Annotated in this window: 25 protein-coding genes and 1 pseudogene; 7 read left to right on the top strand and 19 right to left on the bottom strand. The window is 39.3% G+C overall.

What is annotated here, in order from left to right:
• Window positions 1–544, top strand: a pseudogene (locus RMB06_RS04345) (acetyl-CoA C-acyltransferase); the annotation flags it as partial.
• A gap of 10 nt (window positions 545–554) precedes the next feature.
• Entirely contained in the window at window positions 555–1,334 is a 780-nt protein-coding gene (pcaD, locus tag RMB06_RS04340) for a 3-oxoadipate enol-lactonase (protein WP_311078518.1), read from the top strand.
• A 61-nt stretch (window positions 1,335–1,395) separates the two neighbouring features.
• On the opposite strand, the gene RMB06_RS04335 is transcribed toward pcaD, so the two are convergent.
• From RMB06_RS04335 to RMB06_RS04275, 13 genes are all read right to left on the bottom strand, one after another.
• Window positions 1,396–2,883, bottom strand: a complete 1,488-nt coding sequence (locus tag RMB06_RS04335; protein ID WP_311078517.1) for an NAD-dependent phenylacetaldehyde dehydrogenase — start codon at window positions 2,881–2,883, stop codon at window positions 1,396–1,398.
• A gap of 33 nt (window positions 2,884–2,916) precedes the next feature.
• Window positions 2,917–4,134 (bottom strand): hypothetical protein, encoded by a 1,218-nt coding sequence (locus tag RMB06_RS04330; protein WP_311078520.1) that lies wholly within the window; start codon window positions 4,132–4,134, stop codon window positions 2,917–2,919.
• A 144-nt stretch (window positions 4,135–4,278) separates the two neighbouring features.
• Window positions 4,279–6,594 carry a primary-amine oxidase gene (gene tynA / locus RMB06_RS04325; protein WP_311078519.1) on the bottom strand — a complete coding sequence of 772 codons (2,316 nt, stop codon included), beginning with the start codon at window positions 6,592–6,594 and terminating at the stop codon, window positions 4,279–4,281.
• Between the two features lie 208 nt (window positions 6,595–6,802).
• Complete coding sequence (gene feaR / locus RMB06_RS04320) at window positions 6,803–7,717, bottom strand: transcriptional regulator FeaR (protein WP_311078516.1); 915 nt, start codon at window positions 7,715–7,717, stop codon at window positions 6,803–6,805.
• Window positions 7,718–7,914: 197 nt separating this feature from the next.
• On the bottom strand, window positions 7,915–8,871 hold the full coding sequence (locus RMB06_RS04315) for a p-hydroxyphenylacetate 3-hydroxylase reductase component (protein WP_311078514.1): 957 nt from the start codon (window positions 8,869–8,871) through the stop codon (window positions 7,915–7,917).
• A 45-nt stretch (window positions 8,872–8,916) separates the two neighbouring features.
• Window positions 8,917–9,870, bottom strand: a complete 954-nt coding sequence (locus RMB06_RS04310) for a PDR/VanB family oxidoreductase (protein WP_311078512.1) — start codon at window positions 9,868–9,870, stop codon at window positions 8,917–8,919.
• Between the two features lie 34 nt (window positions 9,871–9,904).
• Window positions 9,905–10,642: an SDR family NAD(P)-dependent oxidoreductase gene (locus tag RMB06_RS04305; protein WP_032053853.1), complete on the bottom strand. Its 738-nt coding sequence runs from the start codon at window positions 10,640–10,642 to the stop codon at window positions 9,905–9,907.
• Between the two features lie 10 nt (window positions 10,643–10,652).
• Entirely contained in the window at window positions 10,653–11,138 is a 486-nt protein-coding gene (locus tag RMB06_RS04300) for an aromatic-ring-hydroxylating dioxygenase subunit beta (RefSeq protein WP_014206909.1), read from the bottom strand.
• Between the two features lie 10 nt (window positions 11,139–11,148).
• Window positions 11,149–12,426 carry an aromatic ring-hydroxylating dioxygenase subunit alpha gene (locus tag RMB06_RS04295; protein WP_311078510.1) on the bottom strand — a complete coding sequence of 426 codons (1,278 nt, stop codon included), beginning with the start codon at window positions 12,424–12,426 and terminating at the stop codon, window positions 11,149–11,151.
• A gap of 29 nt (window positions 12,427–12,455) precedes the next feature.
• The gene (locus RMB06_RS04290) at window positions 12,456–12,989 is read right to left on the bottom strand and encodes a nuclear transport factor 2 family protein (protein ID WP_311078508.1); all 534 of its coding nucleotides are present in this window, start codon (window positions 12,987–12,989) and stop codon (window positions 12,456–12,458) included.
• A gap of 4 nt (window positions 12,990–12,993) precedes the next feature.
• Entirely contained in the window at window positions 12,994–13,353 is a 360-nt protein-coding gene (locus RMB06_RS04285) for a hypothetical protein (protein WP_000387554.1), read from the bottom strand.
• A gap of 25 nt (window positions 13,354–13,378) precedes the next feature.
• Window positions 13,379–14,527, bottom strand: a complete 1,149-nt coding sequence (locus RMB06_RS04280; RefSeq protein WP_080593013.1) for an acyl-CoA dehydrogenase family protein — start codon at window positions 14,525–14,527, stop codon at window positions 13,379–13,381.
• Between the two features lie 36 nt (window positions 14,528–14,563).
• The gene (locus tag RMB06_RS04275) at window positions 14,564–15,673 is read right to left on the bottom strand and encodes an amidase (RefSeq protein ID WP_045126700.1); all 1,110 of its coding nucleotides are present in this window, start codon (window positions 15,671–15,673) and stop codon (window positions 14,564–14,566) included.
• Window positions 15,674–15,822: 149 nt separating this feature from the next.
• Between RMB06_RS04275 and RMB06_RS04270 the strand changes: the two genes are divergently transcribed.
• The 3 genes from RMB06_RS04270 to RMB06_RS04260 all read left to right on the top strand — a co-directional run bounded on the left by RMB06_RS04270 (window position 15,823) and on the right by RMB06_RS04260 (window position 19,405).
• Window positions 15,823–16,290 (top strand): MarR family winged helix-turn-helix transcriptional regulator, encoded by a 468-nt coding sequence (locus RMB06_RS04270; protein WP_002121038.1) that lies wholly within the window; start codon window positions 15,823–15,825, stop codon window positions 16,288–16,290.
• Between the two features lie 399 nt (window positions 16,291–16,689).
• A complete protein-coding gene (locus tag RMB06_RS04265; protein ID WP_057062293.1) occupies window positions 16,690–18,039 on the top strand; it encodes an MFS transporter in 1,350 nt (449 codons plus the stop codon).
• Between the two features lie 109 nt (window positions 18,040–18,148).
• Window positions 18,149–19,405, top strand: coding sequence for an OprD family outer membrane porin (locus RMB06_RS04260; RefSeq protein WP_311078503.1), 1,257 nt, complete (start codon window positions 18,149–18,151; stop codon window positions 19,403–19,405).
• A gap of 36 nt (window positions 19,406–19,441) precedes the next feature.
• On the opposite strand, the gene RMB06_RS04255 is transcribed toward RMB06_RS04260, so the two are convergent.
• The 4 genes from RMB06_RS04255 to RMB06_RS04240 are packed head-to-tail and all read right to left on the bottom strand — an operon-like array spanning window position 19,442 to window position 23,277.
• Window positions 19,442–20,185, bottom strand: coding sequence for an SDR family oxidoreductase (locus tag RMB06_RS04255; RefSeq protein ID WP_005306006.1), 744 nt, complete (start codon window positions 20,183–20,185; stop codon window positions 19,442–19,444).
• 16 nt (window positions 20,186–20,201) lie between these two features.
• Complete coding sequence (locus tag RMB06_RS04250) at window positions 20,202–20,900, bottom strand: histidine phosphatase family protein (protein WP_069140570.1); 699 nt, start codon at window positions 20,898–20,900, stop codon at window positions 20,202–20,204.
• Entirely contained in the window at window positions 20,897–22,018 is a 1,122-nt protein-coding gene (locus RMB06_RS04245; RefSeq protein ID WP_069140572.1) for a phosphotransferase family protein, read from the bottom strand. The genes RMB06_RS04250 and RMB06_RS04245 overlap by 4 nt, the downstream gene beginning before the upstream one ends.
• Before the next feature lie 17 nt (window positions 22,019–22,035).
• Window positions 22,036–23,277: an acyl-CoA dehydrogenase family protein gene (locus RMB06_RS04240; RefSeq protein ID WP_069140573.1), complete on the bottom strand. Its 1,242-nt coding sequence runs from the start codon at window positions 23,275–23,277 to the stop codon at window positions 22,036–22,038.
• A gap of 89 nt (window positions 23,278–23,366) precedes the next feature.
• On the opposite strand from RMB06_RS04240, the gene RMB06_RS04235 reads away from it, so the two are divergent.
• Window positions 23,367–24,287, top strand: a complete 921-nt coding sequence (locus RMB06_RS04235; RefSeq protein ID WP_311078500.1) for a LysR family transcriptional regulator — start codon at window positions 23,367–23,369, stop codon at window positions 24,285–24,287.
• 42 nt (window positions 24,288–24,329) lie between these two features.
• A complete protein-coding gene (gene pcaU, locus RMB06_RS04230) occupies window positions 24,330–25,142 on the top strand; it encodes an IclR family transcriptional regulator PcaU (protein WP_032038506.1) in 813 nt (270 codons plus the stop codon).
• Between the two features lie 93 nt (window positions 25,143–25,235).
• On the opposite strand, the gene RMB06_RS04225 is transcribed toward pcaU, so the two are convergent.
• Window positions 25,236–26,102 carry an MBL fold metallo-hydrolase gene (locus RMB06_RS04225; RefSeq protein WP_311078499.1) on the bottom strand — a complete coding sequence of 289 codons (867 nt, stop codon included), beginning with the start codon at window positions 26,100–26,102 and terminating at the stop codon, window positions 25,236–25,238.
• 4 nt (window positions 26,103–26,106) lie between these two features.
• A complete protein-coding gene (locus RMB06_RS04220; protein WP_126645630.1) occupies window positions 26,107–26,520 on the bottom strand; it encodes a DUF6691 family protein in 414 nt (137 codons plus the stop codon).
• Window positions 26,521–26,523 lie beyond the last annotated feature (3 nt).

The raw sequence follows: 26,523 nt of genomic DNA, 5'->3' as shown, positions 1-26,523 counted from the left end.
ACATCCACGTGCATCAACCACCCTTGAAGGTTTAAGCAAACTTAAATCTGTGGTTAAAGCAGATGGTTCTGTGACTGCAGGAAATGCTTCAGGCATTAACGATGGTGCAGCCGCTCTGCTGATTGCATCTGATGAAGCAGTTCAGGCTTATAACCTCAAACCACGTGCCAAGATCATTGCTTCGACAGCAGTCGGTGTAGAACCACGCATTATGGGTTTTGCTCCGGCACCAGCGATTAAAAAATTACTAAAACAAGCCAATCTGACTTTAGATCAGATGGATGTAATTGAGCTGAATGAAGCTTTTGCTGCTCAGGCTTTGGCCGTGACCCGTGATTTAGGTTTGCCAGATGATTCTGACAAGGTGAATCCAAATGGTGGTGCCATTGCTTTAGGCCACCCACTCGGTGCATCAGGTGCACGCTTAGTCACTACAGCCTTAAACCAGCTTGAGCAAACAGGGGGTCGTTATGCTTTGTGTTCAATGTGTATTGGGGTGGGCCAAGGCATCGCATTGATTATTGAACGTGTTGAAGCACTTTAAGGAGAAACAAATGCCATCTTTTCAATCTGCCGATGCACAAATTAACTATCAAACTTTTGGTGAGCCATCTTCCCCTGCTCTGGTGTTTTCCAATTCTTTGGGCACCAATTATGGTATGTGGCAAAAACAGTTTAATGAATTAAAGAATCAGTTTTTTGTGATCTGCTATGACACACGTGGTCACGGTTCATCTTCTACACCTAATGGTCCATACACTGTAGAGCAATTAGGTGAAGATGTTGTCCGTTTACTGGATCATCTGAATATTAGTAAAGCTGCTTTTTGTGGAATTTCTATGGGTGGTTTAACGGGCCAATGGCTTGCGATTCACTACCCTGACCGTTTTAGTCATGTAATTGTGGCAAATACTGCCGCTAAAATTGGACAAGAACAGGCATGGCTTGACCGTGCAAAATTAGTAAGTGAGCAAGGTTTACAACCAATCGCCGCTACAGCTACTTCGCGATGGTTTACAGATCCCTTTATCCAAAGTCATCCTTCTATTGTCAACAACCTGTGTAACGACTTAAGTGCTGGCAGCGCAATGGGTTATGCCAATTGTTGTGAGGCTTTGGCTAAAGCGGATGTCCGTGAGCAATTAAAAGATATCAAAATTCCTGTATTGGTGGTTGCTGGAACTCAAGACCCTGTAACGACAGTTGCAGATGGCGAGTTTATGCAGCAACATATTCCGCAATCACAAATTGCAGAAATAGATGCCTCTCATATTTCCAATGTCGAGCAACCAGAAGCTTTTAATAAAATCCTAAAGGATTTTTTATTAGGTTAATTTAATGATTCAAAAAATGGCCTATAACGGCCATTTTTTATATCTCGTAGAATCTTTGAATTTAATACCGAATCATGACCGATTTTAATTCGGTGTAATCTTCAATAAATGCATCTGAAAACTCTCTGCCAATACCTGAAGCTTTCACCCCACCAAATGGAACTGAGGGATCTAAGAACGTATGCATATTCACCCATAAGGTGCCTGCTTCAATCTTAGGAATTAAACGCAAAGCTTTAGACAAATCATTTGTCCAAATACTTGCCGTTAAACCAAAGCGCGACTGGTTCATCAGTTGAATGAGCTCTTCATCAGTTTCGAATGGCATTACCCCGACCACTGGACCAAAGGTTTCTTCTGAAAATAAAGGATCATCGGTATTTTTAAAGGAAATTAAAGTCGGCTGTACAAAATATCCGGTCTGATCTAAAGCCTCCCCCCCTGCAATAATCTGGTTGTTGGCTTTAGCCATATCTAAATAATGTTTTACTTTATTAAAATGTGGCTGATTAGAGAGTGGACCAAACATACTTCCTTCATCCATAGCCGATCCAATTTTTAAATTAGAAAGTGCCTTAGAGAGTTTATCAACTAGTTCATCATGTTTTGTGTGATGTACAAAAAAACGCTCTGGTGATGCACAAACTTGGCCTTGATGTACAAAAGTTGCTTGCAACAAAGTTGGTAAAATCTCATCAATATTTGCATCAGCCAAAACAGCTATGGCATTTTTACCACCCAACTCTAGACTGACACGGGTTAAATCACTGCTCATCGCAAGTTTACCAATCGCAATACCTGTTGGTACTGAACCTGTAAACGAGACTTTCTTAACGAGCGGCGACTCAATTAAATATTGTCCTGTCTCCCCCTTACCCGTAACCACATTAATTACACCCACTGGAATACCTGCCTCAATGGCAAGTTCAGCTAAGCGTAATAAAGATAAGCTGGCAAACTCACTTGGTTTAAGCACAATCGTACAACCAGTGGTTAAAGCTGAACCAATTTTCCAAACACCAATCATCAGTGAAAAATTCCAAGGCACAATCCCTGCAACCACGCCAATAGGCTGTCTTAAAGTAAAGGCTGTATATTTTTCACCTTGCATAGAAGGAATAGACGGTTGCATGGTTTGACCATTAATTTTAGTTGCCCAACCCGCAAAATATCTTAAGAAAATAACGGATTGTGCGACCTCAAGATGACGGGAAATATTGATAAGTTTTCCGGTAGACAAAGTTTCAAGCTGTGCAAGTTCTTCACCATATTGCTCAATTAAGTCTGCTAGCTTATTCAGTTTAACACCACGCTCATACGGCGTTGTTTCAGCCCAAGCATTTTGAAAAGCATGTTCAGCACTTTTTACCGCACTATCTACATCTTGTTGACTACCAATACTAATTTGAGCAACCACTTCTTCAGTCGATGGATTCACAATATCCACTTTATCTAAAAGCTCGGCAGCAACTAATTTTCCATCAATAAAATGTCCATGTTGACGCGCCATAAATTGCTGTACGCTTTCTAAAATCTGAACTTCACTCATTTTTATTTCTCTCAATTCATTTAAAAGGATTTATTAATAGATGTATTGCAAAATTAACTGCGCATACACATTGGTCTTGTCATCGTAGTTTTGAGTACCACCACTATGGATATCGTGTTGCGGTTTATAGAGTCCCACTAAAGGAATAATGTTGAATTTTTTATTAACCGACCAAACCGAAAAGACATCTAACTCATGTCCATCTACATTAGTTAAAGACTTATTTACTGTTTTGAACTTATAGGCCAAAGCACCCAGCATAAAATTTTCTTTCAAGTTCATCATGTAAGAAACTTGATGAATATCGGCATTTTTATTGAATGGACCAGCATAATTTCCGGCAACTTCGCCCTGAAACCATGTACCAAAGCCGACGATATTTCCATAAAACATAGTGTCATATTGGTCTGAAAAATGGCTAAAACGGTAGCCTAATGAGGGTGTATATTTTGAAGATAAAAAGTTATAGTTCAGCGCTAAGTAGCCAGCATTTTCGTGGCTATCTTTTTTATCTTGAACTACAAACTCAGTTTTAACTTGTAGCTCTGATAAAGGTTGATAATTTAAACGTAAAGCATAATTTTTAAGATCTTCGCGCCCTGAAACGTGTTCAGCATCTTCAAGATCCAATACATTTAAATAGGTAAACCCAACGCCCTTATTTTTAAGCTGATACATCAGATCAGTCACAAAGAGTTCTGGGGAAAATTGTGCTTTATTGTCCGATTTTAAATAAGCCAGCTTTAGCGTTGTATTCTCTTGCGGTTTGTATTGAAGCAAACTTGTAAAATCAAAGCTTCGACGAGCTGCCAGATAATATGCTCCGCCCCGATCTAGTGTGCCGTCCGCAGGCACTTTTCCTAGGTTTAACGCATCACCCGCAATAAAGAACCCATCACCAATCATGATATTTTGTCGACCAATACTTAAATCATAAGTCATCAACTCATCTTTATTGGTACCGTCTTTAAAACCAATGATCCATTCATTCACATCTGTTTTACGTTCTTTGCCATTACTATTTTGGCCTGCGTCACCATCACCAAATGTTGCCGAGCTAATACCGCTCAAGCTTGCATAGAGCTGATTGTTTTTAAAGGTGTAGTTTCCCTTCGCACCATATTTAAGATGACCTTCTTGCCAATTGACTATTTCATCATCTAGGTTTTCGCCGTTATAGCTTTTACCGCTACTAAAAGCCCCAAAAGTTGCTTCAAAAGTTGGCTTAATTTCAAGCTCACCAGCATGCACAGTTGAAAAAAATGAGACAAAGAGAGTCCCTCTCACAACCTGAGAAAATAAATTTTTCATTGAGAAATTCCTTTTTTGCGAACGGCCTAACCGTGCTCAAGTGTGGGTAATCGATTCGTTACCCACTCTAGATCATGCACCCGTTTAGTGATGGTCGTGCTGAGTGTTTTGCTCTTCTTCACCCAAGTTTAAAGTCGGGGTGCTGTCAAAGAAGTTCCAAGGTTTGATGAGTGTATTCACCCATTCTGTTGGCATGATTGGCCACTCTTCAGCACGTGCCACATGGGTTGTGCCTGTTGTCATCCACACCACGAGGTCTTTATTTTCAATATTTTCGTTGTTACCAATGAACTGTCCTAACCCTGTGTCATGAGTCGAACGATTTGAATATTTCCCTTCAGGATAGCGTTCGTCTGGATTGTACTGAGTCACCCAAATTTGCTTATCCATAAAGTTCAAACGTTTAAATAACCATTCATCTTTAGAGAAATTGGCTCCTTTTGCCACAGGGTGTGTTCCACCTGCAAACGGAATCAATTGGTAAGAAACTGGATTACCTAATTTATTTTCCTTGTTGAAATTCGTGAGTAAACGAATGGTGGATGGATCAAATTTTTCAGCTGCATTTTGCTCATTCGTAATGACTTTACTGTCAATTTGCATTGAGCTTGTACGAACACCACCTTTGTCATTGGCTTTCACCACAGGGTCCATATGCATAAAGCTGTTGTTTTCCCCATCTACATCCATGTCTAAACGGAAGTTATAGATGTGCTGATGCGTTGTACCGACAATATTATGGTCAATTAAAGTTCCATATTTGGTGTCTTCTTTAGCTGTACTGTCATGCATAGTGCGTGATTTAACGCCTTTAACCGCCTCAATACCCGTTGCACCCGCATTAATTCCAATTACACCATTTTGGGCAAATACCCAGTCAAACATATAATCGTAGTTTCCAACCGTACTAATCCAGCGAATGACAAGTTCACGGCGTGCTTCACTCGCATCTTGGTTACCAAAAATTTCATGATGTTTATATTCAGGCCCAGCATAACGTTCAAACACAGCAATCGCATTTGGAATCACTTGTGGCTGGCCTTTATAGTCTGCAATCACAGCATCAAGTAAAACAGCGTTGTCGGGTGCATCAGTTCCCGGAAGAATAGATGAGGTAAGTGTTCCCATACCATATTCGCCAGAGTCCAAATAAGATTTGAAGTACCATCCAATATCAGGGTCACCATATGGAACTACCATTCCACCCAAGTTCCCTTCATACATGACTTTCCGCTTCACGCCTTTATCTTTATAGGTCACTGTTGAAAGTTGTAAGCCAACACGAGAGTCTAAGGCCACATGCAAACACCAATTCCCCCAATGTATGGTTTGACCTGTAATGCTAAAGTTTTTGCCCTCAGGTTCAGTAATATTGAGTGGTTTTAGCTTACTTGCTACGGGCTTATTCGACATATAAGGTCGATTTGCCATCGGCACAGGAATGATCGCACCTTCTTCAATCTTAATAATTTTTTCTTTATCTAAATCGACTACAGCAACTAAATTTTCAATAGGATGTGCCCAATAATTACCATCGCCAACATCCAGGTAAGCGACGACTTTTAATATATTGAGTTGTTTATCCAGACCATCTTTACCGCCAAAATATCCAACAGTTAGCGGTGTAGCAATCACTTTCTTCACATCAGTAATGCCGCGTTTCCGTAAAGCCTCCTGATATTCTTTACTTGTCTCAATTACACGCTGTACGGCTTCAAAATTATCGAGCAACACCATTCCATGAGTGTCTTTAAGTACATTCCATTTTGTGACTTGTTGAGTGTTAAGGTTAACTTCACCTTCAATCGCGTGACTCCCCTTTAACAAAATAAATGAGGCAATACGATCTTCTTTAAATTCTTTGTGATTAATAAAGTAATCCCAGACCTTGGCTTTTTCAGGCTCTTTAAGCTTTAACTCGGCAAAACGCATATTTTTATAGGCGTATTTCGAGCGGTTAATCACATCAAATGTCTTTTTAATTTCGTCAGAGTTTAGGCTATTGAGCGGGTGAAACGTATTTTCAATTTTAAAAGTTTGATCTACCCCAGACTGAAATACTTCATTAAAAAAATCTTTTCCAATAACAGGCTTACCATCCTTAATTAATAAAGGCACACTGAGCTTGAAAGGTTTGCCGTTCACCAAAACCTGATCTGAATTAGGTTTAGCTCGAACCACCATAGAGCCTTTGGTAATCATATAAGTATTAGTAAAATCATCTTTGACAACTTTAGCACCTTGCTCACTCATGTTTTGATAAAGTGAGACCATTTCGGCCTTTCCACCATGAGCAAACGCTTGAGTATTGAGTCCCCAAAAGCTTGCAGCGATTGATAAGTTAAGTGCCAGTATTTTTTGTATGTCATTCAATAATCGTTGTTTACGCATTGGTTTCATCCTTTTCATCTATCCCTGAACTATCTGAATCAGACAGTTAAAATGCACTTCCTGTGAGTGAAATTCATTAGACTAACTTAATAGTTTTATGGTTATTAAGCTTATCTAACCTGCTCTAATGAATTTAATTTCAACACAGTTACATAGGGCTAGCTTGTTCAAGAATGACGTCGAATTTGTCTAAAAATGACATTGAGAGATGAAAGATTTAAACCGGCATACCCTCTCTAAATTCTTTAGGAGAGATACCATAAGTCTTTTTAAAGATCTTTGAGAAATGCGCCCCATCCCAAAAACCCCATTTCAAGGCAATTTGGGTAATTGAGCTTTGTTTATTCTTTTTATCAAGCAAATCCGCTTTGACTTTTTCTAGGCGTTTGAGCTGTATGTATTTGTTAATAGATAAATTTTCTTGAAGGAATAAACGGTAGAGATGTCGTAGTGATACCCCAATATGCTCTGCAATTAATTTAGGGGTTAAATCTGGTTTTGCTAAGTTCTCAATAATAAAACGCTCGGCTTTTTCCATCAGGTTATTGGAACTATTAATATTTTTATAATTAATTGTGGGTTTGATTAAGGCAATTAGCGCATCTTCAAAAGCGTTACCATCTTCAGTTGCATACCAAAGTTTGATGTTTTCAGCAGACATATTTTTCAAAATATTCTTGAGCAAAAAACCACTCATATTTTGCGTACTCAGTTTTCCAAAATATTCGGTACTAATATTTTCTTTAAGTAATTTTTCACGCGACAGATGGACTGAAATCTGGCTCACCAAACCTTGCGGGTACATCGAAATTGTTTCGACTGGGTCGACCAAGACAATATCGCCTTCATTTAGGCTTAAGGTTTCATTTTTATATTCGAGCAGCATTTTTCCCGAATACTGCAAAATCAAAAAACAAAAACGATTATTCACTCGATCAATTTCATCGGCTTTTCGGACAATTTTATTGGCATTGTTTTTAATAAAAGCTATTTCGGTGTCACCCAATAAAAAGCACTGGACCTCACCAATGAATAAATTACGGGTTCCGTCAAAATCGGTTTCAAAATTGCCGCACACACTTTTAATATGGTGCGTCCATGTGAGTAATGCATCGCTTACATATTGGTTCATCCCTTACCTCTCTATACATGTGCCACCACTCAAAATTTTTCGTTTGTGGTGGTGCACTGTCTTGGCTTATTTGCAATCTTGTTTTATTGATAAACAAATTGTGTGCCAAAATTCCTTATCCTTGGAATTGTTTTGCTGATAGTCAGCTAGATGTAAAGAAGCTGATAAATCAATTTAATTTATCAGCTTAATGGGACTTATGCTACTCCTGCAAAATCTCGCAGCATGGTAATAAAAATATCCTTTTGCTCCTCAGAATACTTTTTAAACACCTCATTTTGGTGGCTGTCGGCAATATCAAACAAATACTGCGCTGTTTGTTTACCTTTTTCAGTCAGTGCATACAAATTATCGTGATCAACCAATAATCCTTCAAATTTTAGAATTTCAGCTGATCTTTCAACTTCCTGCATTGGCATAGCAATATCACGCGGTAAATCTTCCTTACTTGAAGCAGTACCACTGGCTAAAACCAGTAAAAGACGTGATTCACTGGTACGGAAACCAGAAGCCATTTGCTTAGGAATATAATCGGTTTGATAAGCTTTAAAAGCACGACTCATCAAATAGCAAACATTATTATATAAGTGCCCATAATGTGTTTGGTCTACGCCGCTCTGTTCAGTTTGCTTAACTTGAAGGCTCGGATGCGGCATGACACAAGAATATGCGCCTTGATGGTAGACCAGTGGGCTTCGGCCTTGATCATGGAAACGAACCACTTTACCAACAATAATCCAGTGGTCACCACCTTCAATCACTTGATAACGTTCGCACTCAAACACAGCAGAACAATTTTCTAAGATTGGTGCGCTTCCTGCACCAAGTTGAAAATTGGTGTCTGCAAATTTATCAATATTGCGTCTCGAAAACTTATTAGACAGCTCAATTTGCGTACCCGATAAAATATTGACTGCAAAATGTGTCGCTTCTTCAAACACTGAAAAGCTTGAAGACTTTTTATCAATGCTCCACAAAATAAGTGGTGGATCGAGTGACACCGAGTTAAAACTATTTGCAGTGACTCCTACTTTTTCACCTTGTGCATTTTGTGCAGTAACAATGGTAACGCCTGTTGCAAAATTTCCTAATGCTCGTCGGAACTGTAGTGGATCGACCGTAAACTCATTTATTTGTTGTAATACATTCATCATCTTTCTCCTAAACCTTCTCTTACATCCATATAAATCGCGAGAGCATTAGATATCTAAAACTAGTCTCGGTGTTTTAGAGCGCGAACAGCACACCAATATTTGTTCATTGCTGGCTTTTTCTTCGTCAGTAAAATAAACATCGCGATGATCAGGTTCGCCTTCAATCACATCGCACATGCAGGTTCCGCATACGCCTTGTTCACAAGACATTTCAATATCGATGCCTTCTTTAGCCAAAGCCTGCAAAATGGTTTCGCCAGCTTCAACCATAATGATTTTTCCGCTACGCTCAGCCACCACCTCAAATGAATCTCCAGAAGTATCAGTTTCAACTTGGAAATATTCTTTGTGGATTTGCTGCTCAGGAAAATCGTGAGTTGTGGCGAGGTTAATCACCCAATCCATAAAACCGACTGGACCACAGGTGTAAATATGGCTTTCCGAGTCAATATCTTTAATAGCAGATTCAAAAAATGCTCGGTGGCTTGCACCTTCGGACTTAAAATGGAAGGTTGTATATTTTGCTAACTCACCATTTTTAATTTCATCAACAAAAGCACAGTTTTCTGGGCTAGCACCACAGTAATGAAGCTCAAATGATGCACCTTCATGTGCAAGTTGATATGCCATCGTTATTAACGGCGTAATCCCGATTCCACCGCCAATCAAGACACTGTGTTTGGCTTTTAAAAGTGGGAATAAGTTTTTCGGCTCACTGACCTGAATTTGCATGCCATCTTTAATTTCATCAAATGCAGAAATCGAGCCGCCACGTGATTCAGGGTCACGTAAGATTCCAAGGCGAAACTTTCCTTCGTCATTTGGATTTTGGCAAAGCGAATATTGGCGCACCATACCATTTGGTAAGTGCACATCAATATGCGCACCCGCTTCAACTTTTGGCAATGTTGCAGAAGTTGCAGATTCAAATTCCATGACTGCAATATTTCCACCTTCCACATGGCGATTTTTAACGACAACATCATAAAGTGTAGTCATGATTCAACTCCCTTTTCATGCGTAGCCTATTGGCTTAACGCATGAATAAACCACCGTTAATATCCCATGTTGCACCAGTCACAAACCCCGCATTTGGACTCGCAAGCAACCCACAAGTTTCAGCAATAAAGTGCATACTTCCTAAGGCTTTAACTGGAATATTTTGGATGAACTGTTCCATTTTTTCGTCTGGCACCACGCTATGAACGATTGGAGATTCCATTGGTCCCGGTGCAACCGCATTGACCGTTACCCCTTTTGCCGCAAACTCTTTGGCAAAAATTTTGGTTAACGTCACAATCGCGCCTTTGGTTGCCGCATAGTGTGCACCTGTTGCAGTACCACCGTTTTGTCCTGCTAACGACGCCATATTGATGATGCGTCCATAGCCTTTTTTAGCCATATATTGGCCAATAATTTGGCAAGCCTGAAAGGTGCCGCGTTGGTTGACTTGGGTCACCCAATCAAAATCGGCTGCGGTAATTTCTAATACTGGCGTTGCTTTGGTGACGGTGGCATTGTTAATCAACACATCAAGTTTAGAAAATTTCTCTTCAATCCATTGCACCGCTGCATGAAAATCTGCCTCAACTGAAATATCTAATTTCAAGGGAAACATATTTTGTGCATATTGACTTTGTGCCTTGGCATTTTCGGCTTTTTCAAGCGTACTTGCCGACAAAATCACTTGATGGCCTTGGCTCGCAAAATATTCAGCAATGACATTACCGAGTCCAGAAGCAGCACCTGTCACTAAAACAACCTGTTTCATGTTACCGCTCCTAAAGAATGTAGCTAATACCAGCTAAGGTATCGGTTGAGTTAACCAAATTAATGATTTTACGGTTAATCTTGAAACCAGTATTGGCATCACGAGTTAGATGGTAAGTAATATCTGCGGTGTAATGCTTGAGGTTTTCTTTACGGAATTCACGTAAGTTTTGAGCACAGCGTAAAACGATTTCATCATCTTGGTCTTGAATGACTCGTACTCGCGAAATACTTCGTACCGTATTCGCCTTTGGTGCCGTAGAAATTGCCTCACCATTTTCAAGACGCTGTACACGTAAAGTACGCATATGATTATCGTCATAGGCATAATTTAAGTTGTTTTCGTAGTCAGTAAGGTTCGGGTCAATCGGAATGATATAAACACCCTTTTCATTCCATAAATTGAGCCATTCACGGTACTCGCTGTGGTCTAACATATCTGCTTCAGCCCAGATGAAAGCAGTGACTTCATTTAATAATTGCAGATTCATATTCATTGCTCTCTCCTTAAGCCGTCATCATCTTTTTCCACTGCTGGTATGCTGCGCGCATACCTGTTTCAGCACTGACATCACTTTTTAAGCCATCTTCGGTTTTGACTTCGCCCGGTAAACCACGATTCAACATGATCCATAAATCATTACCCGCATTGGCACCGTGTTGTACGCGTTCCCAAGCTTCAGAGTCATCTGGCGTACCAAAACCAAATGGACCTTGGAAATGTTCATGCAAACGTAAGCGATATTGATTGGCAATTTGTGGACCGCCATCCATCGTAATCACCGAGTGATGAATTTCTGTTTCAGCAACTGAAATTGGCTGTAACACACGGAAGAACGCCATTGAGCATGCAATATTCGGGAATAAATTTAAGTTAAAGCCAGAACCACCAACTGCACGAACGATACGGCGTACTTCTAACTCTTCATGGCCCTCGTCGCGCAAGGCTTGAGCCAAGTCTTCGAAACGCTCTTGAATTGGTCGCTCCATTAAGTCTTCTTCTAAATCGACCAGTTCAGGAATCATTACCATCACACTGTGACCATTTCCTAAGTCTTCAACAAAGCCCGGTTGGTTTTCAAAGTTAAAGAGTTCTTCTGTTTTTTCATCTACAGAACTTAAGAATGACTTATGTACCAACGGGAAGTGATATGCATCGGTGGTATTTTCAAGCTGGATTTTCCAGTTACCCGGGAAACGGAAACGGTGTTCACCTAACACTTTAATTGGATAACCTGCACCTTGTTTCATAAACAGGTCAATCCATTTTTTTGCAGGTCCAAGGAACTCTTCAAGCGGTTGAATGTCTTCTTTAAATGAAGCGAAGATCATGCCGTTATATTCTTCTACCCGTAGACTCACCAGCGGTAACTCTGACTTATCTAAACAATCACCATAGCTTTCCGGAGATGGCACACCACGCAAACTGCCATCAAGTGCATAACTCCAACCGTGGTACGGACATACAAAACTATTAGTTTTTCCTTTTTTATGTTCGCATACGGTTGCTGCACGGTGACGGCAACGGTTTAAAAGTACATGGACTTTCTTTTTACGGTCACGCACCACAACCACAGGCTGTTTACCGATATTAATGGTTTTATAGCTTCCGCCTTCCGGAATTTCACTCGCATGTGCAACCCACACCCAAGTGCTATAAAAGATTTTTTCCATTTCTTCATCAAAAATGCGTTCATCTTTATAAAGAGAAGTATGGGCACGGTCACTTTGAACCAAAGTATCGTAATCAGTGCCAATGTTATGCGTCGGGATAATACTGTTCATATCAATAGTCCTTTTAAATATGTCCTGGGTCATTCCTGGAAAGGTACTGGCAATTCAGCTTCACTGTGCCAATGAGATACGGGACGACTGAAAATATTCTGTGTTTGGAAATGTTTAATTTTCCATGTTCCATCTGCTTGCTTTTGAAACTTCACGTTGAGCTTTGCTGCATTTAAGTGACTACAGCCATCTTTAAACGTTGAAGTTTGTAACATCAACCATGAAGCATATGCATCATTTTGATTTACATAAATTTGTTCTGAATTTACAAAATGTGCATTCATAACAAAGTGAGATTCTTTTTGGGTATAGCTTTTAAACATGTCGTAAATCGACTGCCAAGAATCATAACGGCCAAAGGATTTGGCATATTTCTCGCCAATACCTTCCCAAATACAGTCTCGATCAAAAAGATTCATCAACTCGTCAAGATCTGTATTTGCATTGAGCTCGTCGCAGATTTCCATATAACGGTTCAAACAATTACGAATGGCATTGTGCGCTTCTAACTGTTCTAGCCGCTCTATGATTTCTGCAAAATTCACTTTGTCATTCATTGCCATCGCCTTAACGTTGGATAATCAATTCGCGCCCAACACGAGCTTCAACTTTGCAATATTTCCAAAGTTTGTATGGCCCTTCACCCACCACCGTCGTTCTAAACAAATTACAAGCCGCGTGTACTGTTTCAATATCCGGAACATCTGCAAGCAAGTAGGTTGTCCAAGGCCAACCTGCACTTGGGCCAACCATGCTTTGGTCATCATCAAGATTTCCAAAAACATGCACGCCCGGTAAGTCATGAATGCCATTCCACATTTCACCAAACGCAGCCCAAACTGCTTTCGCTTCAGCAGGTTCTGCATCAAAAAAGTTTTGGTTAATACCCATGCAGAACAAAACGCGTAATGATTTTTTAGCTTCCATCTCAATATCCTTTTAAAAATTAAACTTATAAATAACCTGGGGTTGGTTTTAACCCGAAACTGATTGAGCCTGCATTTTGTAAAGTTGCATCACCCATAAAAGCATGCTGAGTCACCACGTTGGTGTCATTCACAAAACGGCTAAATGGATTGTTGGTATAAATTGCTGTCATGCCTGCGAGCATTTGCATTTTTCGGGTCACTTTGGCGCAAACTCGCGCTGCATGGGTACATGCCAGACGCATATCGCTAATTTGTTCAGCAGTTGCTTCACGACCAGCAATAATTTCATTCCAGACAATATCCATGGTTTGATAAAACCAAGATTTTGCAGCCTGAAATTCTGCATCTGCCTGAGCAAACTCATATTGAGTCACTGGGCGGTTGGCAATTTCTGACCCACCTGTAATGGATGCTTTACCCGGGGCTAATTTTTCAAACTCTTCTAATGCAGCAGCGGCAACCCCAATACCCACCACGGTTAATACTTGAGTCGCTAAAGACAGTGACGGATATTTAAAAAATGGTTCGCTTAGTTTTGAAGGTTCACCACGTACAAAGGTCCATTTCTTTTCAACCAATACATCTTCGACCACTAAATCATGGCTTCCCGTGCCTTTTAGGCCAACGGTGTCCCAAGTCATTTCAATTTTGGCTTTTTTCGCAGGCATCACTGCCATGCGTGGCAAGCCCTGCATTTCATTATTTTTTAGCGGTGAAATTCCCACGCCAACAATATCGGCTCCCATACAGCCGCTTGAGAATTTCCAACGTCCACGAACTACGACACCTTCATCGGTAATTTCAGCAGGTTGGGGTGGAAAAATACCTCCGGCAAATACGACATCTGGCCCGTTTTGGTATAACTCTTTAAGTGTTTCCTCAGGCAAACTTCCTAAATACGCAGGGCTCATACCGAAACTTGCCACCCAACCGACTGAACCATCAGCTTTAGATAAAGTTTCGATTAACTCGCAAAACTGCCGTGGAGACCACTCTTCACCACCAAAACGTTTAGGCACCAAGGCACGGTAAACACCGATTTGCTTAAGCTTTTCGATAATGTCTTGGCTCACATACGCTTGATTATCAAATTCACCTGTACAGGCACGCTCACGAATTTCTTGACACAAAGCGTCTAAGTCAACTGCTTTGTCTTGAGAAGCAAACTCCATTTTAGACAACTTATTCATCATCTAACTCCTTGTAATTTATTGCATTGCATCAACACAAAATTTAGCTATAGCACATAATTGCTCATCTTTTTGATGCTTCGATACGATCTGTAAGCCCACTGGTAAACCTTCACTGGTTTCAAGTGGCACTGAAATGGCTGGATGACCTGATAAATTAAATGGTCGAACTAAAGCTGTAAGATTCAAAAAAGCGACCGTGTTTTCAGCTTCAGAAACTCTCGGTGGAATTTGCGGAAGTGTCGGTAGAACCAATGCATCATATTTTTCTAATAAAGCATCGAGTTCTTGGGTCAGCTGCGCTCTCACAACTTCTGCTTGTTTTACTTGCTCTAAAGTGGTGTGTGCCGCTTTTAATAAACGACTATTTACATCAGAACCAATTAAACCCGTTTGAGTTAATTCACCAAAAGCTTGCCAATTTTCATAATTAATAATTTGCATGCCTGCATCATAAGCCGCTTCAAAATGTTCAACTTTTTCTAAAACGGTCTCTAAATTCGCTTTTTGAAGTGCCTGATAAATACAGTTCCAAATAATCTCATCTGCTTTTACATCTAAAACAGCAATTTTTGGTGCACTAGTAAATTCAGTAGGTTTAAAAGTTGGATCAATAATTTGCATGGCCTTTTCAATCATCTCGACTGAATTTGCAAAAGGGCCAACGCAATCTAAAGAACTTGACGGCGGATATACACCTTTTCTGCTCACGCGACCAAAAGTCGGTTTTAAACCAAAAACTCCGCAGCACGCAGCAGGCATACGAATAGAGCCACCAGTGTCTGTGCCTAGAGTAAAGTCAGCTTGTTTAGCAGCAACTGCCGCAGCCGAACCACTTGAAGATCCGCCTGGGATAAGTTCAGGATATTTAGGATTGATGGGTGTACCAAAAGCGTGATTAATGCCTGTAATACCAAAAGCCAATTCGTGCAAATTTGTTTTCGCAATAATTTCACAATCTGCTTTTAGAATGTTTTTAACAACCTCGGCATCATCTTGAGCAGGTTCAACATTTAATAAAGCTCGACTGCCAGCAATGGTTTTTAGGCCTTGAATATCAATTGTGTCCTTGACCATGACCTTGAGCTTACCACTTCCTTTGTGCACGCTTTGGCTAACAATATTCATTCACTTTTCCATGTATTTTTATTGATTAATTAAAATATCGGAAAATTTACTGGAATTGTCAAGTATTTTTTATAATTTGTTCTTAAGGAAATATGCAAAATTTTATTTATAATAGGATTACCCTTTTTTCACTAAGTTATTGCTTAGCTATGCTTGATCATTTAGAACAATTTCTTCCTAATAAAGAACCGTCGAGTATTCAAAATTTTCCTTTTTTTTGGGTTTCCCAAGTGAATGGAAAGTATTCACAACTGATTGAAAAATCAATAAAAAAACTAGGTATTGATAATACACGCCGTAAAATTATTTTAAGCACTAATGCCCTTGGGGAAGCCAGTATTACCGACATTGCCAATCTTTCTACTTTAAAGTTAACGACGGCAACAAAAGCTGTATATCGCTTGGTAGAAGATGGAATTGTCGAGGTCTACTCTTCTACTTCTGATGAACGGATCTCGATGGTGAAATTAACGGCCAAAGGTATTGAGTTGGTTGAACAGATTAATCAAATTAGTGTGGTTACCTTGGCAGGCATTCTGAATGCTTTTTCAGAAGACGAGCTACATAATTTAAATACCCAGTTAAAAAAATTATTTGACCTGATGCCATCCAGCTAAATATTTCTTATCATGATAAATTAGCTCTCTTAGAGCAGTTAAAAATTTCCTTTTCTTTAGCTGCTCTTTCGTTAAAACAATAAAAATTAATAAAATCAAACCCTTATACCATAAATTTATCTATATATAATTACTTAACATACTTTTTAGGTATTCTAACATACTCAATAAGTAATGGAATTTTACATATAAAAAGAAAATAATAATTCCATGATCTTAAAAATCCCATTAACTCCTAATTGGGTTTAGACGCACTCTTCCGGTCTGTACGAGACCAAATTACTCATTTCTAGCCTATTTATTATTCTTATCTAAAGGGGGAAATATCGAAAATTTTAGAGGAATAATAAAAGTTAGATATCAATTTCTTTAAGCGTTTTATACATAAGGATTAAGTGTATGAACCAAAGTAATATCGCTGTTGAAAGGACACAGAAGAAAAGCAATGCATATGCATGGTATGTGGTCATACTTTGTATGTTGGCATATATATTTTCATTTATTGACCGCCAAATTCTGGCGCTGATGATTGAACCCATCAAAGCAGATCTCCAACTTTCAGATACACAATTTAGCTTATTACATGGCCTCGCCTTCTCACTGTTTTATGCGGTTATGGGTTTACCCTTAGCCTATATTGCTGACCGTTTTTCACGACCAAAATTAATTTCAATCGGGATTATTGTTTGGAGTCTGGCAACAGCAACTTGCGGTTTAAGTAAAAACTTTATTCAACTGTTCTTAAGCCGTATGGCGGTAGGTGTCGGTGAAGCGGCTTTATCTCCAGCGGCTTATTCAATGTTTAGCGACATGTTTAGTAAGGACAAACTGGGGCGTGCTGTCGGGATCTATTCAATTGGTGCTTTTTTAGGTGGAGGTATTGCCTTCTTAGTTGGCGGTTATGTGATTAACCTGCTTAAAGGCGTGACACTCATTGAAGTTCCATTATTAGGGGCCCTTAAAGCATGGCAAATTGCCTTTTTAGTGGTGGGTTTACCCGGCATCATTATTGGTTTGCTGTTTATTTTGACCGTTAAAGATCCTGCACGTAAAGGCCAACAGCTCAACCAAAATGGACAAGTTGACCAAGTTAAATTCACACAATGTCTTCAGTTTATTAAAAAACATTCGAAAACATTTGCTTGTCATTATTTAGGTTTTACCTTTTATGCAATGGCACTCTATAGCCTAACTAGCTGGACACCTGCATTTTATATTCGTAAGTTTCAACTCGCGCCGACTGACACAGGTTACATGCTCGGCACAATTCTGTTAATTGCAAATACCTTAGGCGTATTTTGTGCAGGCTGGCTAAATGACTGGTTTATCAAAAAAGGCCGTCAAGATGCGCCGATGTTCACGGGTGTAATTGGTATTGTTGGCCTGCTTATTCCAATTGCATTTTTTACCCAAACAGATCAGCTTTGGCTTTCAGTTAGCTTACTGATCCCTGCAATGTTCTTTGCATCTTTCCCTCTAGTGATTTCAGCAACTGCTTTGCAAATGTTAGCCCCAAACCAGTTTAGAGCACGCCTTTCTGCCCTCTTCCTTTTGGTGAGTAACTTAATTGGACTCGGTATTGGCACAACACTGGTAGCCATTATTACAGATAAAGTTTTTGGTAGCCCATTAATGGTGGGTTCTTCTTTATCTATTGTGGGTGGTTTGTCTTGTGTACTGGCTTTAATTCTACTTTTTAAAGGCTGCAAATTCTTTAGTGAAAGCATGAAGCTTGAAAAATTAAATTAATAGGTCTCACCAATTGCAAAAATGTACTCTCTAACTAAACGCTTAGAGAGTACCGGAATATTAGAAATTATTTAGTGCCGAGGACAGGCATACATCTGGGAAATGGATTATGGAATTATTTCACCGTTTTAAACCACACACTTTGGCTGTTGCCACTTTATTATTGATGTGCAGCAACTCATGGGCTGCAAATCCAAATCAGCAGTCCGAAGATGAATGGAAGTTCACGCTAAAGAATGCCTATATCAACCGTGATTTTGATAATGATGCCTTAAAAGATACTGGTAGTTGGTCTCAGGCAGCGTCATTATTTTATAAATCGAAAATGCATGACACCCCGTTAGTCATTGCAGACAAGCCAATCACGATTGGGGCTGATGCTTCTGTCCAATACGCCGTGCGCTTGAGTTCAGACAAACATGTTGCGGATACAGTTTTGCCTTTTAATAAAGAAACGCAATCTCAGGCTTCAGACTATCTAAAATACGGCGCGACTTTAAAGCTGGGTTATGACAAAACCCTTTTAAGTGTCGGTGAACTCTGGTTAGACCTGCCTGTAACGGCTGTGGATGCCAGCCGACAATTACTTGCCTCTTATTGGGGAACCAATCTTAAGTCTCAACTTTCAGATCAGCTCTATGCAGAAATTGGTCGAGTGGAAAAAGTCTCTCCACGTAATGAAGAAGATTTTAAAAAATTTTCTTTTACAGCGAACGGCATTACCAAAGAATCTGATGGTTTGAACTACATTGACCTGCGCTATCAATTTACGCCGTCTTTAAAAGGCGAATATTATTTTGGCAATTTGGAAGATCTGTATAACAAACATTATGTTGGGCTTGAACATACGTGGAAGCAGCCAACTTTTGCCCTCACCTCTAAGTTTAAATACTTTAATGCAAAAGATGATGGCAATACCTTTGATATTGATGCGCAGAACATTGGATTACTTGAAACAGTTAAAGTAAAAAGCCATACCTTTGGTTTGGGTTACCAGCAAATTATCGGTGAGTCGGCTTACCCGCTACCAGATGGCTTCTTACCAGAGACGTATTTCATTAACTGGAACGCTACTGGATTCTTTAAAGAAGACGAAAAGTCTTACCATGTCATGTACGGCTACGACTTTAAAGATTACGTTCCAGGCCTAAACGCGATGGTGAAATATGTTTATGGCCATGACTTTAAAGCAGCAAATGGTGAAAAGAACCATGAAACCGAGTCAAACGTTATTCTAAACTATGCATTTCAGCAACCCTTCTTAAAAGGCGTGGCTCTGCAATACATTCGCATTGATTACAACGTTAAACACGGCAATGACTTTGGTGAAGATCGTTTATTCGTCAATTACACCAAAAAATTCTAAATAAAAATTACCCCCTAAACTTTAGGGGGTATTTTTTTATCCTAATTTATTGACCAACTTTAATGGTAAAACCTTCATGGCAATACTCATTGGTAACCACGGCCACTGCGGTACATAAGCTTTTACAGGTTGTTTCTCGATAGCTTTGACTAAAGCTTTACATCCTGTTTTTGCGTCGACTTCAAAAGGTAAATGTTTAGCACCTTCATTCATTTCAGTTCGGATGTAACCTGGGAAAATTGTTGAGACTTTAATTGGCGTATCCAATAATTCAGCACGAATACCTTCCGCCAAGTGAGCGACCGCAGCTTTACTTGCCGCATAAGTCGATAAATGTTTTGGTAATCCGCGCATCGCACTCATGGATGACATCACCACCAAATGACCAGCGTTTTGCTCTCTAAAAATTTCAACTGCTGCTTCACACTGCGCTAAGGCAGAAATAAAGTTTGTTTCAGCTGTGGCTCTGTTAATTTCAAAATTACCTTTACCAATACGACGGCCATTTCCGACTCCCGCATTTACAATAATTCGGTCTAAATAGCCGAATTCTTGTTTAAAGGCGCGAAATACTTCAAAAACCTGATCGTAATTAGTTACGTCCAGACTTTTTGCAATGACCTTAATACCGTACTGATTTTCTAGTTCAGTTTTTAAAGTCTCTAGTCGGTCTAAACGGCGTGCACAAATCGCCAAGTTATAACCTTTGGCTGCAAATTCATGCGCCATACCCGCGCCCAATCCAGAACTTGCACCTGTAATTAAAATTGTCTTTGCCATGCTTTTATCCTTATTTTTAAATCCATGTCAGTAAATCTGGACACTCAGCTTTTATAAAATGATGTTCATTTAAACTTAAAACCTGAGCTTCATTTCCAACCAAACGCAAAGTCGTGAGACTTGTATTCGCGATTGCCCAATTCAACGCAAAAGTTCGATTAGGACTGAGTTCAAGCAGCTTACCAATTGCTACCGAAATCACACCACCAGAGGTAAAAACAACTGCGTAACGAGGTTTGGTTTTTGCTAACTCATCACAAAGTTGCTGCAATGCTGTTTCGACTCTTTCTTTAAAGTGTGGCCAAGACTCATCATATTCATGATGAAAGTCACCATCTGTCCATCGTCCAATTGCACCTTCAAATATTTTGGCAAGATATGCGCGTGGATTCTGTTCTTGTGCTACGTCAGCTTTTAACAGTTCAGGCTGTTCAAAACGCGGTTCATAACGGGCAAAAACCTGCTGATGATTAAACTCATTCCATAAATTATTATGATGAATCATCGCATCTGGAAAGCATTCATTGAGTGCGAGCTTTGCAGTTTGCTCGTGGCGCTGCATAGTTCCTGCAACCACATACGGTTGTTCTTTTAATATTTGCTTAAAATATTGGCCTAATAAAGTCGCTTGAGCTTCACCATTTTCAGACAACTCGTCATAATTACTTTTACCAAATGATGCCTGACCATGTCTTACCAGATAAATTGTGGTCATCTTCTTAAAATACCCTGTATTTTCTGTAGAGATTGCTGAGCAAATTCTGATTTTTGCAATTTTTGCTGTGCGATAAGTTTTAAAGCTCGAATATGTAGCGCATGAATGACAATCCAGAAATCTTTAAAAGCAGGATTTCGGGTTTGCTTGTGGTAATAACGATAATAGATTTGCTGGGCAATCACGGCTAAACGGAATACACCGAAGACTTCATAAAAAGCCCAGTTTTGAGGCTCCAGACCTGTTTTTTGCAAATAATATTCAACGACTTCTTTGCGAGAGAACATTCCCTTTAAGTGAGTCGGCTGACGGCGTGTTGATCTAAAAATCATATTATCTGTTGGCTCAACCCAATATGCCAAAGCGCTACCTAAATCCATTAATGGATCACCCAAGGTCGCCATTTCCCAATCCAACACTCCAATCGCTTCTGTTGGACGCTCTGGATCTAAAATCACATTATCAAAACGCCAATCATTATGAATAATGCAAGTCGTAGAGTCTTGAGGGATATTATCGTTTAGCCATTTTCGGACATATTTAAATGAAGGAACGTTGATTGTACGGACTTTCTCATAACGCTTATCCCAACCTTCAACTTGTCTACGGCAATATCCTGTACCTTTACCTAGTTCAGCTAAAGGGGTATTTTCATAAGGAACTTGATGTAACTCAATGAGCTTATCAATAACATTTACACAAAGCTCATGAACATCTTCTTCATTAAAGCCAAGCTCAGGCGGTAATTTTGCACGAGGAATAATACCTTCAATGCGTTCCATGACATAAAAATCACAGCCAATGACCGATTCATCCTGACAAAGTGCAACCATTTTAGGAAGCACTGGATAATAAGGCGCAAGATTTTTCTGCACCATATATTCACGGGCCATATCGTGGGCTGACTTCGCTTTTGTTCCTTTTGGAGGACGTCGCAAAATTAAATCGGTATTTTCATATTTTAAACGATAAGTCCAATTCGACGCCCCGCCCGTATATTGAGTAACGACTGCTGGACCAACCAACTCAACACCTTGGTTTTTTAACCAGTTTTCAACTGCCCCAATATCAAGTTCTTCACCTTCACGTACTTCACCGCCTACATCAATTACCGACATATTCACTTCCTTTAAACTTATACTTTCTTATGACGACCATAACCACGTTTGGCTAACTCTAATTTGGCAATCATGCCTTTATGTACTTCATCTGGGCCATCAGCTAAACGTAAACTGCGTGCTTGAGCAAAGAAACCAGTTAAGGGTGTATCTCTTGAAACGCCTGCACCGCCATGTAGCTGAATTGCCATGTCGACTACTTTTTCTAAAACGCTCGGAGCCACTACTTTAATTGCAGATATTTCTGTTAAAGCAGCCATATTTCCTAAAGTATCCATTTTATAGGCAGCATACAAGGTTAAAAGTCTAGCTTGATCTATGGCGACTCGCGCATCGGCTACACGTTCGAGGTTTCCGCCGAGTTTTAAAATTTCTTTGCCAAACGCCGTTCTAGACATACCTCTATCAATCATCAGTTCAAGTGCTTTTTCTGCAGCTCCAATACAGCGCATGCAATGATGAATACGCCCTGGCCCTAAACGCCCTTGTGCAATTTCAAAACCTTGGCCCGCTCCACCAATAAAGTTTTCAAGAGGCACTCGAACATTATTAAAGTGAACCTCACCATGTCCATGCGGTGCATCATAGTCACCAAACACAGGTAACATCCGTTGAATTTCCACACCTGCGGTATCAATCGGTACTAAAACCATAGAGTGTTGATGATGGCGGTCTTTGGTTTCATCTGGTGTATGTGCCATAAAAATAATGACTTTAGCATTTGGGTCACCTAAACCAGACGACCACCACTTTTTGCCATTTAAAACAATTTCATTACCATCGATGAGCGCAGTCGCTTGCATATTGGTTGCATCGCTTGACGCAACATCGGGTTCAGTCATACAAAAAACCGAACGAATTTTTCCATCCAATAAAGGCTGTAACCATTGCTGTTTTTGCTGTTCACTGCCATAGCGCCATAACAATTCCATATTTCCTGTATCTGGTGCATTACAGTTAAAAACGGTAGGTGCCAATAAGCTACGGCCAGTCAATTCAGCAATATGCGCATATTCTTGAACTGATAACCCTGCACCGAGTTTTTCATCGGGTAAAAACATATTCCAAAGACCAGCTTGTTTAGCTTTAGTTTTCAGAGTTTCTAACAGTTCAGGCCACTGCCATTTTTTCCAGTTCCCATCTGGATTTAGCTCATGAACCTCTTCCCAAAATTTTGCTTCGACAGGTTCTATTTCTTCTAAAATAAATTTTCTTGTTCGCTCAGCAAAATCTTGAGCTTTCTTTGAAAGTTCAAACATTCTTTTTTCCTTTACATCATTATCTGGTCTTTACATCAACATAACTTGAAACTTAATATGAATGAAATGATTTTATTAAATAACACCTCATGAATAATATTCATAACTTACATAGTCTAGACCTAAGTTTTTTCCACCGAATTGATATCAATTTATATCCGCTTTTTATCGCGATTTATGAGCAAAAAAGTATTTCGAATGCTGCAAGTAGTCTCAATATTACGCAGTCAGCAGCAAGTCATGCTTTGCAGCGTTTACGCCAGCAACTTGAAGATGATGTATTTATACGTGTAGGCAATAAAATGTCTGCCACTCCTTTTGCAGAACAGATTTATCCAACTGTTAAGCAAGCACTTTTAACCATTCAAAATATTAACCAGCAAAAACATGTCTTTGATCCAATAAGCTTAAAAAACTTAAAAATCGCCGTGCATGATGAAATTGAGCCGATTATTCTTCCAAAGCTTGCTCAACATTTTCAAAATCTTAATTTAGATTTACAGTTTGTGAGTATGAAGCTAGATCGAAAACATATTATGGCGGACTTGGCGACACAACAGCTCGATTTCGTGATTGACCTAGAACAATACTTATCTCCCAAAATTACCTTTGATCATTTGGTAACAGATGAGTTTGTCATTTGCAGCCAACTTAAAGAAGTCGATTTAGCTAGTTATATCAGTGGTCGGCACATTGGTGTTTCGTCACGCCGTACGGGCGCTTTACTTGAAGATATTTATTTAAACCAACACCAAAAAATTTCAAGAAATGTATTTATGCGCTGTCAAAACTATTCAACGGCGTTACAAGTTTTAGGAGCCCAAGCCGACGCAATACTCACCATGCCTCGAATGATTTTGCAGCATTTGTCTTATAGTCATAAAATTTGCTTACATTCTCTGCCTTTTGAGATAACCAATATTAAAATGGGTATGTTTTGGCACGAAGATTTAAGGGATAATTTAAGACATCAATTTCTGCGACATGAAATTATTAAACTTTTTCAGTAAAGCAAATTGATCTACTAAGCTTCTATCGTACAAGGATCAGTAATGAGTAAAGATGAACGGATAATCCAGAATCAGGACAACAAAAAAACGATTCGTCATGAAGATTACATTGCTGGTATTGGTAAAGGCATGGCGATTTTAGATAGCTTTAGTAGTAATCAACATCGTTTAAACATTTCTATGGCTGCTGAAAAAACTGGGCTTACCCGAGCAGCAGCAAGACGTCATTTATTAACTTTAGAATATTTAGGTTATCTTGAGTCAGATGGTCACTATTACTATTTAACTCCGAAAGTTCTTAAATTTTCAGGAGCTTATTTAGGTGCAGCTCAGCTTCCAAAAGTATCTCAACCTTTATTAAATCTTCTAACTAACCAAACTTCTCTCATTTATTCGGTGATGGTACTTGATGGTTATGAAGCCATTACCATTGCTCGTAGTGCGGCCCACCAACAAACTGACCGTGTAAATCCATACGGCTTACACTTGGGTAACCGCTTACCTGCTCATGCGACATCTGCGGGTAAAATTTTACTGGCACATTTAAGCCAACAAGAACAATTGGACTGGCTCCAAAAATATCCTCTTCAGCGTTTAACTAAATATACGCATGTCGAAAATGATAAATTTCTAGAGTTACTACAAGAGATTCGAGAACAAGATTGGTGTTATTCGCGTGAAGAACACGAATTAGGAGTTCATGCGCTCGCCGTACCAATTTATGGACAAGACTTTAAAGTGGTTGCAGCTTTAAATATTGTTTCTCCAACTATGAAAACAACTGAAGAATATTTAATTCAACATATTCTGCCTTTATTGCAAGAGACTTCGCGGGATTTAAGACAAGTTCTTTAAATCTTGCTTAGGCTATTTCATAGGGTTAATTTTATTGTTTGCTTAGGCTATTTGAATAGATTGAACGTTCCCAAATGAATGCTTAGGCTATTTCTAAAAGTAATTGAAAGGGATTTTCAAATAGCGAATACCATTCGCTTCAGGTTCCGGAAAATTTCCACCATTCATATTAATTTGAATTGAAGGGAGAATTAATTTTGGCATTGCCAAAGTAGCATCTCTTTCTTGACGCATTTTGATGAATGATTCTTTAGAAACTCGTCGATTTAAATGAATATTGCTTTGCTTTTGAGTTTTTATATCTGTTTGACAGATATATTCATCACGGCCTTCAGGCTTATAGTCATGGCATAAAAACATACGCATGTCGTCGGGAAGTGTATAAAGTTTTTGTACCGAATCATAAAGCTCAGCAGCACTTCCTTTAGGAAAGTCGCATCTTGCTGAGCCATAATCGGGCATAAATAAGGTATCACCTACAAAAACAGCATCGGCAATCACATAGCTTAAGCAAGCTGGCGTATGCCCTGGTGTAGGAATGTTATAGGCTTCTATCTCCCCTATTTTGAAATGTTCATAATCTTCAAACAAATAATCAAATGGCTGATTTTCATTGAATTTCTTAAAATCAAAATTATAGATAGCTGCAAAAGTTTCTTGTACTACCGAGATTTTTTGACTAATCGCAATTGTACCGCCCAATTTAGATTTTAAATATTGAGCCGCAGTCATATGGTCCGCATGTACATGGGTTTCTAAAATCCATTGTACTTTGAAGTTTTGCGCCAAGACATAATCGACGATCAGATCAGCATTGGTTGTTTTTGTAGTGGCCGATGCGGCATCATAATCAAGCACGCTATCAATAATAGCGCATTGAAGAGTCGCTAAATCCGCAACAACATAGCTAAAAGTATTAGTGTTTTCATCAAAAAAATCTTTTACTAGAGGTTGTTGCATAGGCTTAATTTCCTTTATTTAAAATTCGGTAAATAAACATTCCTAATAACATTGCGACAATAAAATAAAGCGCTTCAAAATGTCCTAATCCGATCAGAGTTAAAGCGGGCGCTGGACATATCCCTGCTATTCCCCAGCCTATACCGAAAATAAAAGCACCCACAATTAACCTTTGGTCAATCTGTGTATTCGTTGGTAATTGAATTTGTTCATTAAAGAGTGTTTTAGGAGTTTTTATAGCCTTTTGAAATGGAATAAATGCCACAGCAATAGCACCTAACATTACAAACATTAAGCTAATATCCCACTGCCCAAAGATATCTAAAAAACCTAATACCTTTTCAGGATTAGTCATACCAGAAATCATCAAACCTAATGAAAATAAGCTACCAAATAAAAAAGCAAAAAAGTTTTTCATAGG

The sequence above is a fragment of the Acinetobacter sp. V104_13 genome (genome assembly GCF_031798995.1).
GTDB classification, from domain to species: domain Bacteria; phylum Pseudomonadota; class Gammaproteobacteria; order Pseudomonadales; family Moraxellaceae; genus Acinetobacter; species Acinetobacter pittii.
The sequence above is the reverse complement of the archived record's forward strand: the minus strand, read 5'-3'. Positions and strand labels throughout refer to the sequence as shown.

Coding starts and splice junctions, on each gene's coding strand:
- pcaD (WP_311078518.1), top strand. CDS start 555: ATGCCATCTTTTCAATCTGCCGATGCACAAATTAACTATCAAACTTTT.
- RMB06_RS04335 (WP_311078517.1), bottom strand. CDS start 2,883: ATGAGTGAAGTTCAGATTTTAGAAAGCGTACAGCAATTTATGGCGCGT.
- tynA (WP_311078519.1), bottom strand. CDS start 6,594: ATGAAACCAATGCGTAAACAACGATTATTGAATGACATACAAAAAATA.
- feaR (WP_311078516.1), bottom strand. CDS start 7,717: ATGAACCAATATGTAAGCGATGCATTACTCACATGGACGCACCATATT.
- RMB06_RS04315 (WP_311078514.1), bottom strand. CDS start 8,871: ATGATGAATGTATTACAACAAATAAATGAGTTTACGGTCGATCCACTA.
- RMB06_RS04310 (WP_311078512.1), bottom strand. CDS start 9,870: ATGACTACACTTTATGATGTTGTCGTTAAAAATCGCCATGTGGAAGGT.
- RMB06_RS04305 (WP_032053853.1), bottom strand. CDS start 10,642: ATGAAACAGGTTGTTTTAGTGACAGGTGCTGCTTCTGGACTCGGTAAT.
- RMB06_RS04300 (WP_014206909.1), bottom strand. CDS start 11,138: ATGAATATGAATCTGCAATTATTAAATGAAGTCACTGCTTTCATCTGG.
- RMB06_RS04295 (WP_311078510.1), bottom strand. CDS start 12,426: ATGAACAGTATTATCCCGACGCATAACATTGGCACTGATTACGATACT.
- RMB06_RS04290 (WP_311078508.1), bottom strand. CDS start 12,989: ATGGCAATGAATGACAAAGTGAATTTTGCAGAAATCATAGAGCGGCTA.
- RMB06_RS04285 (WP_000387554.1), bottom strand. CDS start 13,353: ATGGAAGCTAAAAAATCATTACGCGTTTTGTTCTGCATGGGTATTAAC.
- RMB06_RS04280 (WP_080593013.1), bottom strand. CDS start 14,527: ATGGAGTTTGCTTCTCAAGACAAAGCAGTTGACTTAGACGCTTTGTGT.
- RMB06_RS04275 (WP_045126700.1), bottom strand. CDS start 15,673: ATGAATATTGTTAGCCAAAGCGTGCACAAAGGAAGTGGTAAGCTCAAG.
- RMB06_RS04270 (WP_002121038.1), top strand. CDS start 15,823: ATGCTTGATCATTTAGAACAATTTCTTCCTAATAAAGAACCGTCGAGT.
- RMB06_RS04265 (WP_057062293.1), top strand. CDS start 16,690: ATGAACCAAAGTAATATCGCTGTTGAAAGGACACAGAAGAAAAGCAAT.
- RMB06_RS04260 (WP_311078503.1), top strand. CDS start 18,149: ATGGAATTATTTCACCGTTTTAAACCACACACTTTGGCTGTTGCCACT.
- RMB06_RS04255 (WP_005306006.1), bottom strand. CDS start 20,185: ATGGCAAAGACAATTTTAATTACAGGTGCAAGTTCTGGATTGGGCGCG.
- RMB06_RS04250 (WP_069140570.1), bottom strand. CDS start 20,900: ATGACCACAATTTATCTGGTAAGACATGGTCAGGCATCATTTGGTAAA.
- RMB06_RS04245 (WP_069140572.1), bottom strand. CDS start 22,018: ATGTCGGTAATTGATGTAGGCGGTGAAGTACGTGAAGGTGAAGAACTT.
- RMB06_RS04240 (WP_069140573.1), bottom strand. CDS start 23,277: ATGTTTGAACTTTCAAAGAAAGCTCAAGATTTTGCTGAGCGAACAAGA.
- RMB06_RS04235 (WP_311078500.1), top strand. CDS start 23,367: ATGAATAATATTCATAACTTACATAGTCTAGACCTAAGTTTTTTCCAC.
- pcaU (WP_032038506.1), top strand. CDS start 24,330: ATGAGTAAAGATGAACGGATAATCCAGAATCAGGACAACAAAAAAACG.
- RMB06_RS04225 (WP_311078499.1), bottom strand. CDS start 26,102: ATGCAACAACCTCTAGTAAAAGATTTTTTTGATGAAAACACTAATACT.
- RMB06_RS04220 (WP_126645630.1), bottom strand. CDS start 26,520: ATGAAAAACTTTTTTGCTTTTTTATTTGGTAGCTTATTTTCATTAGGT.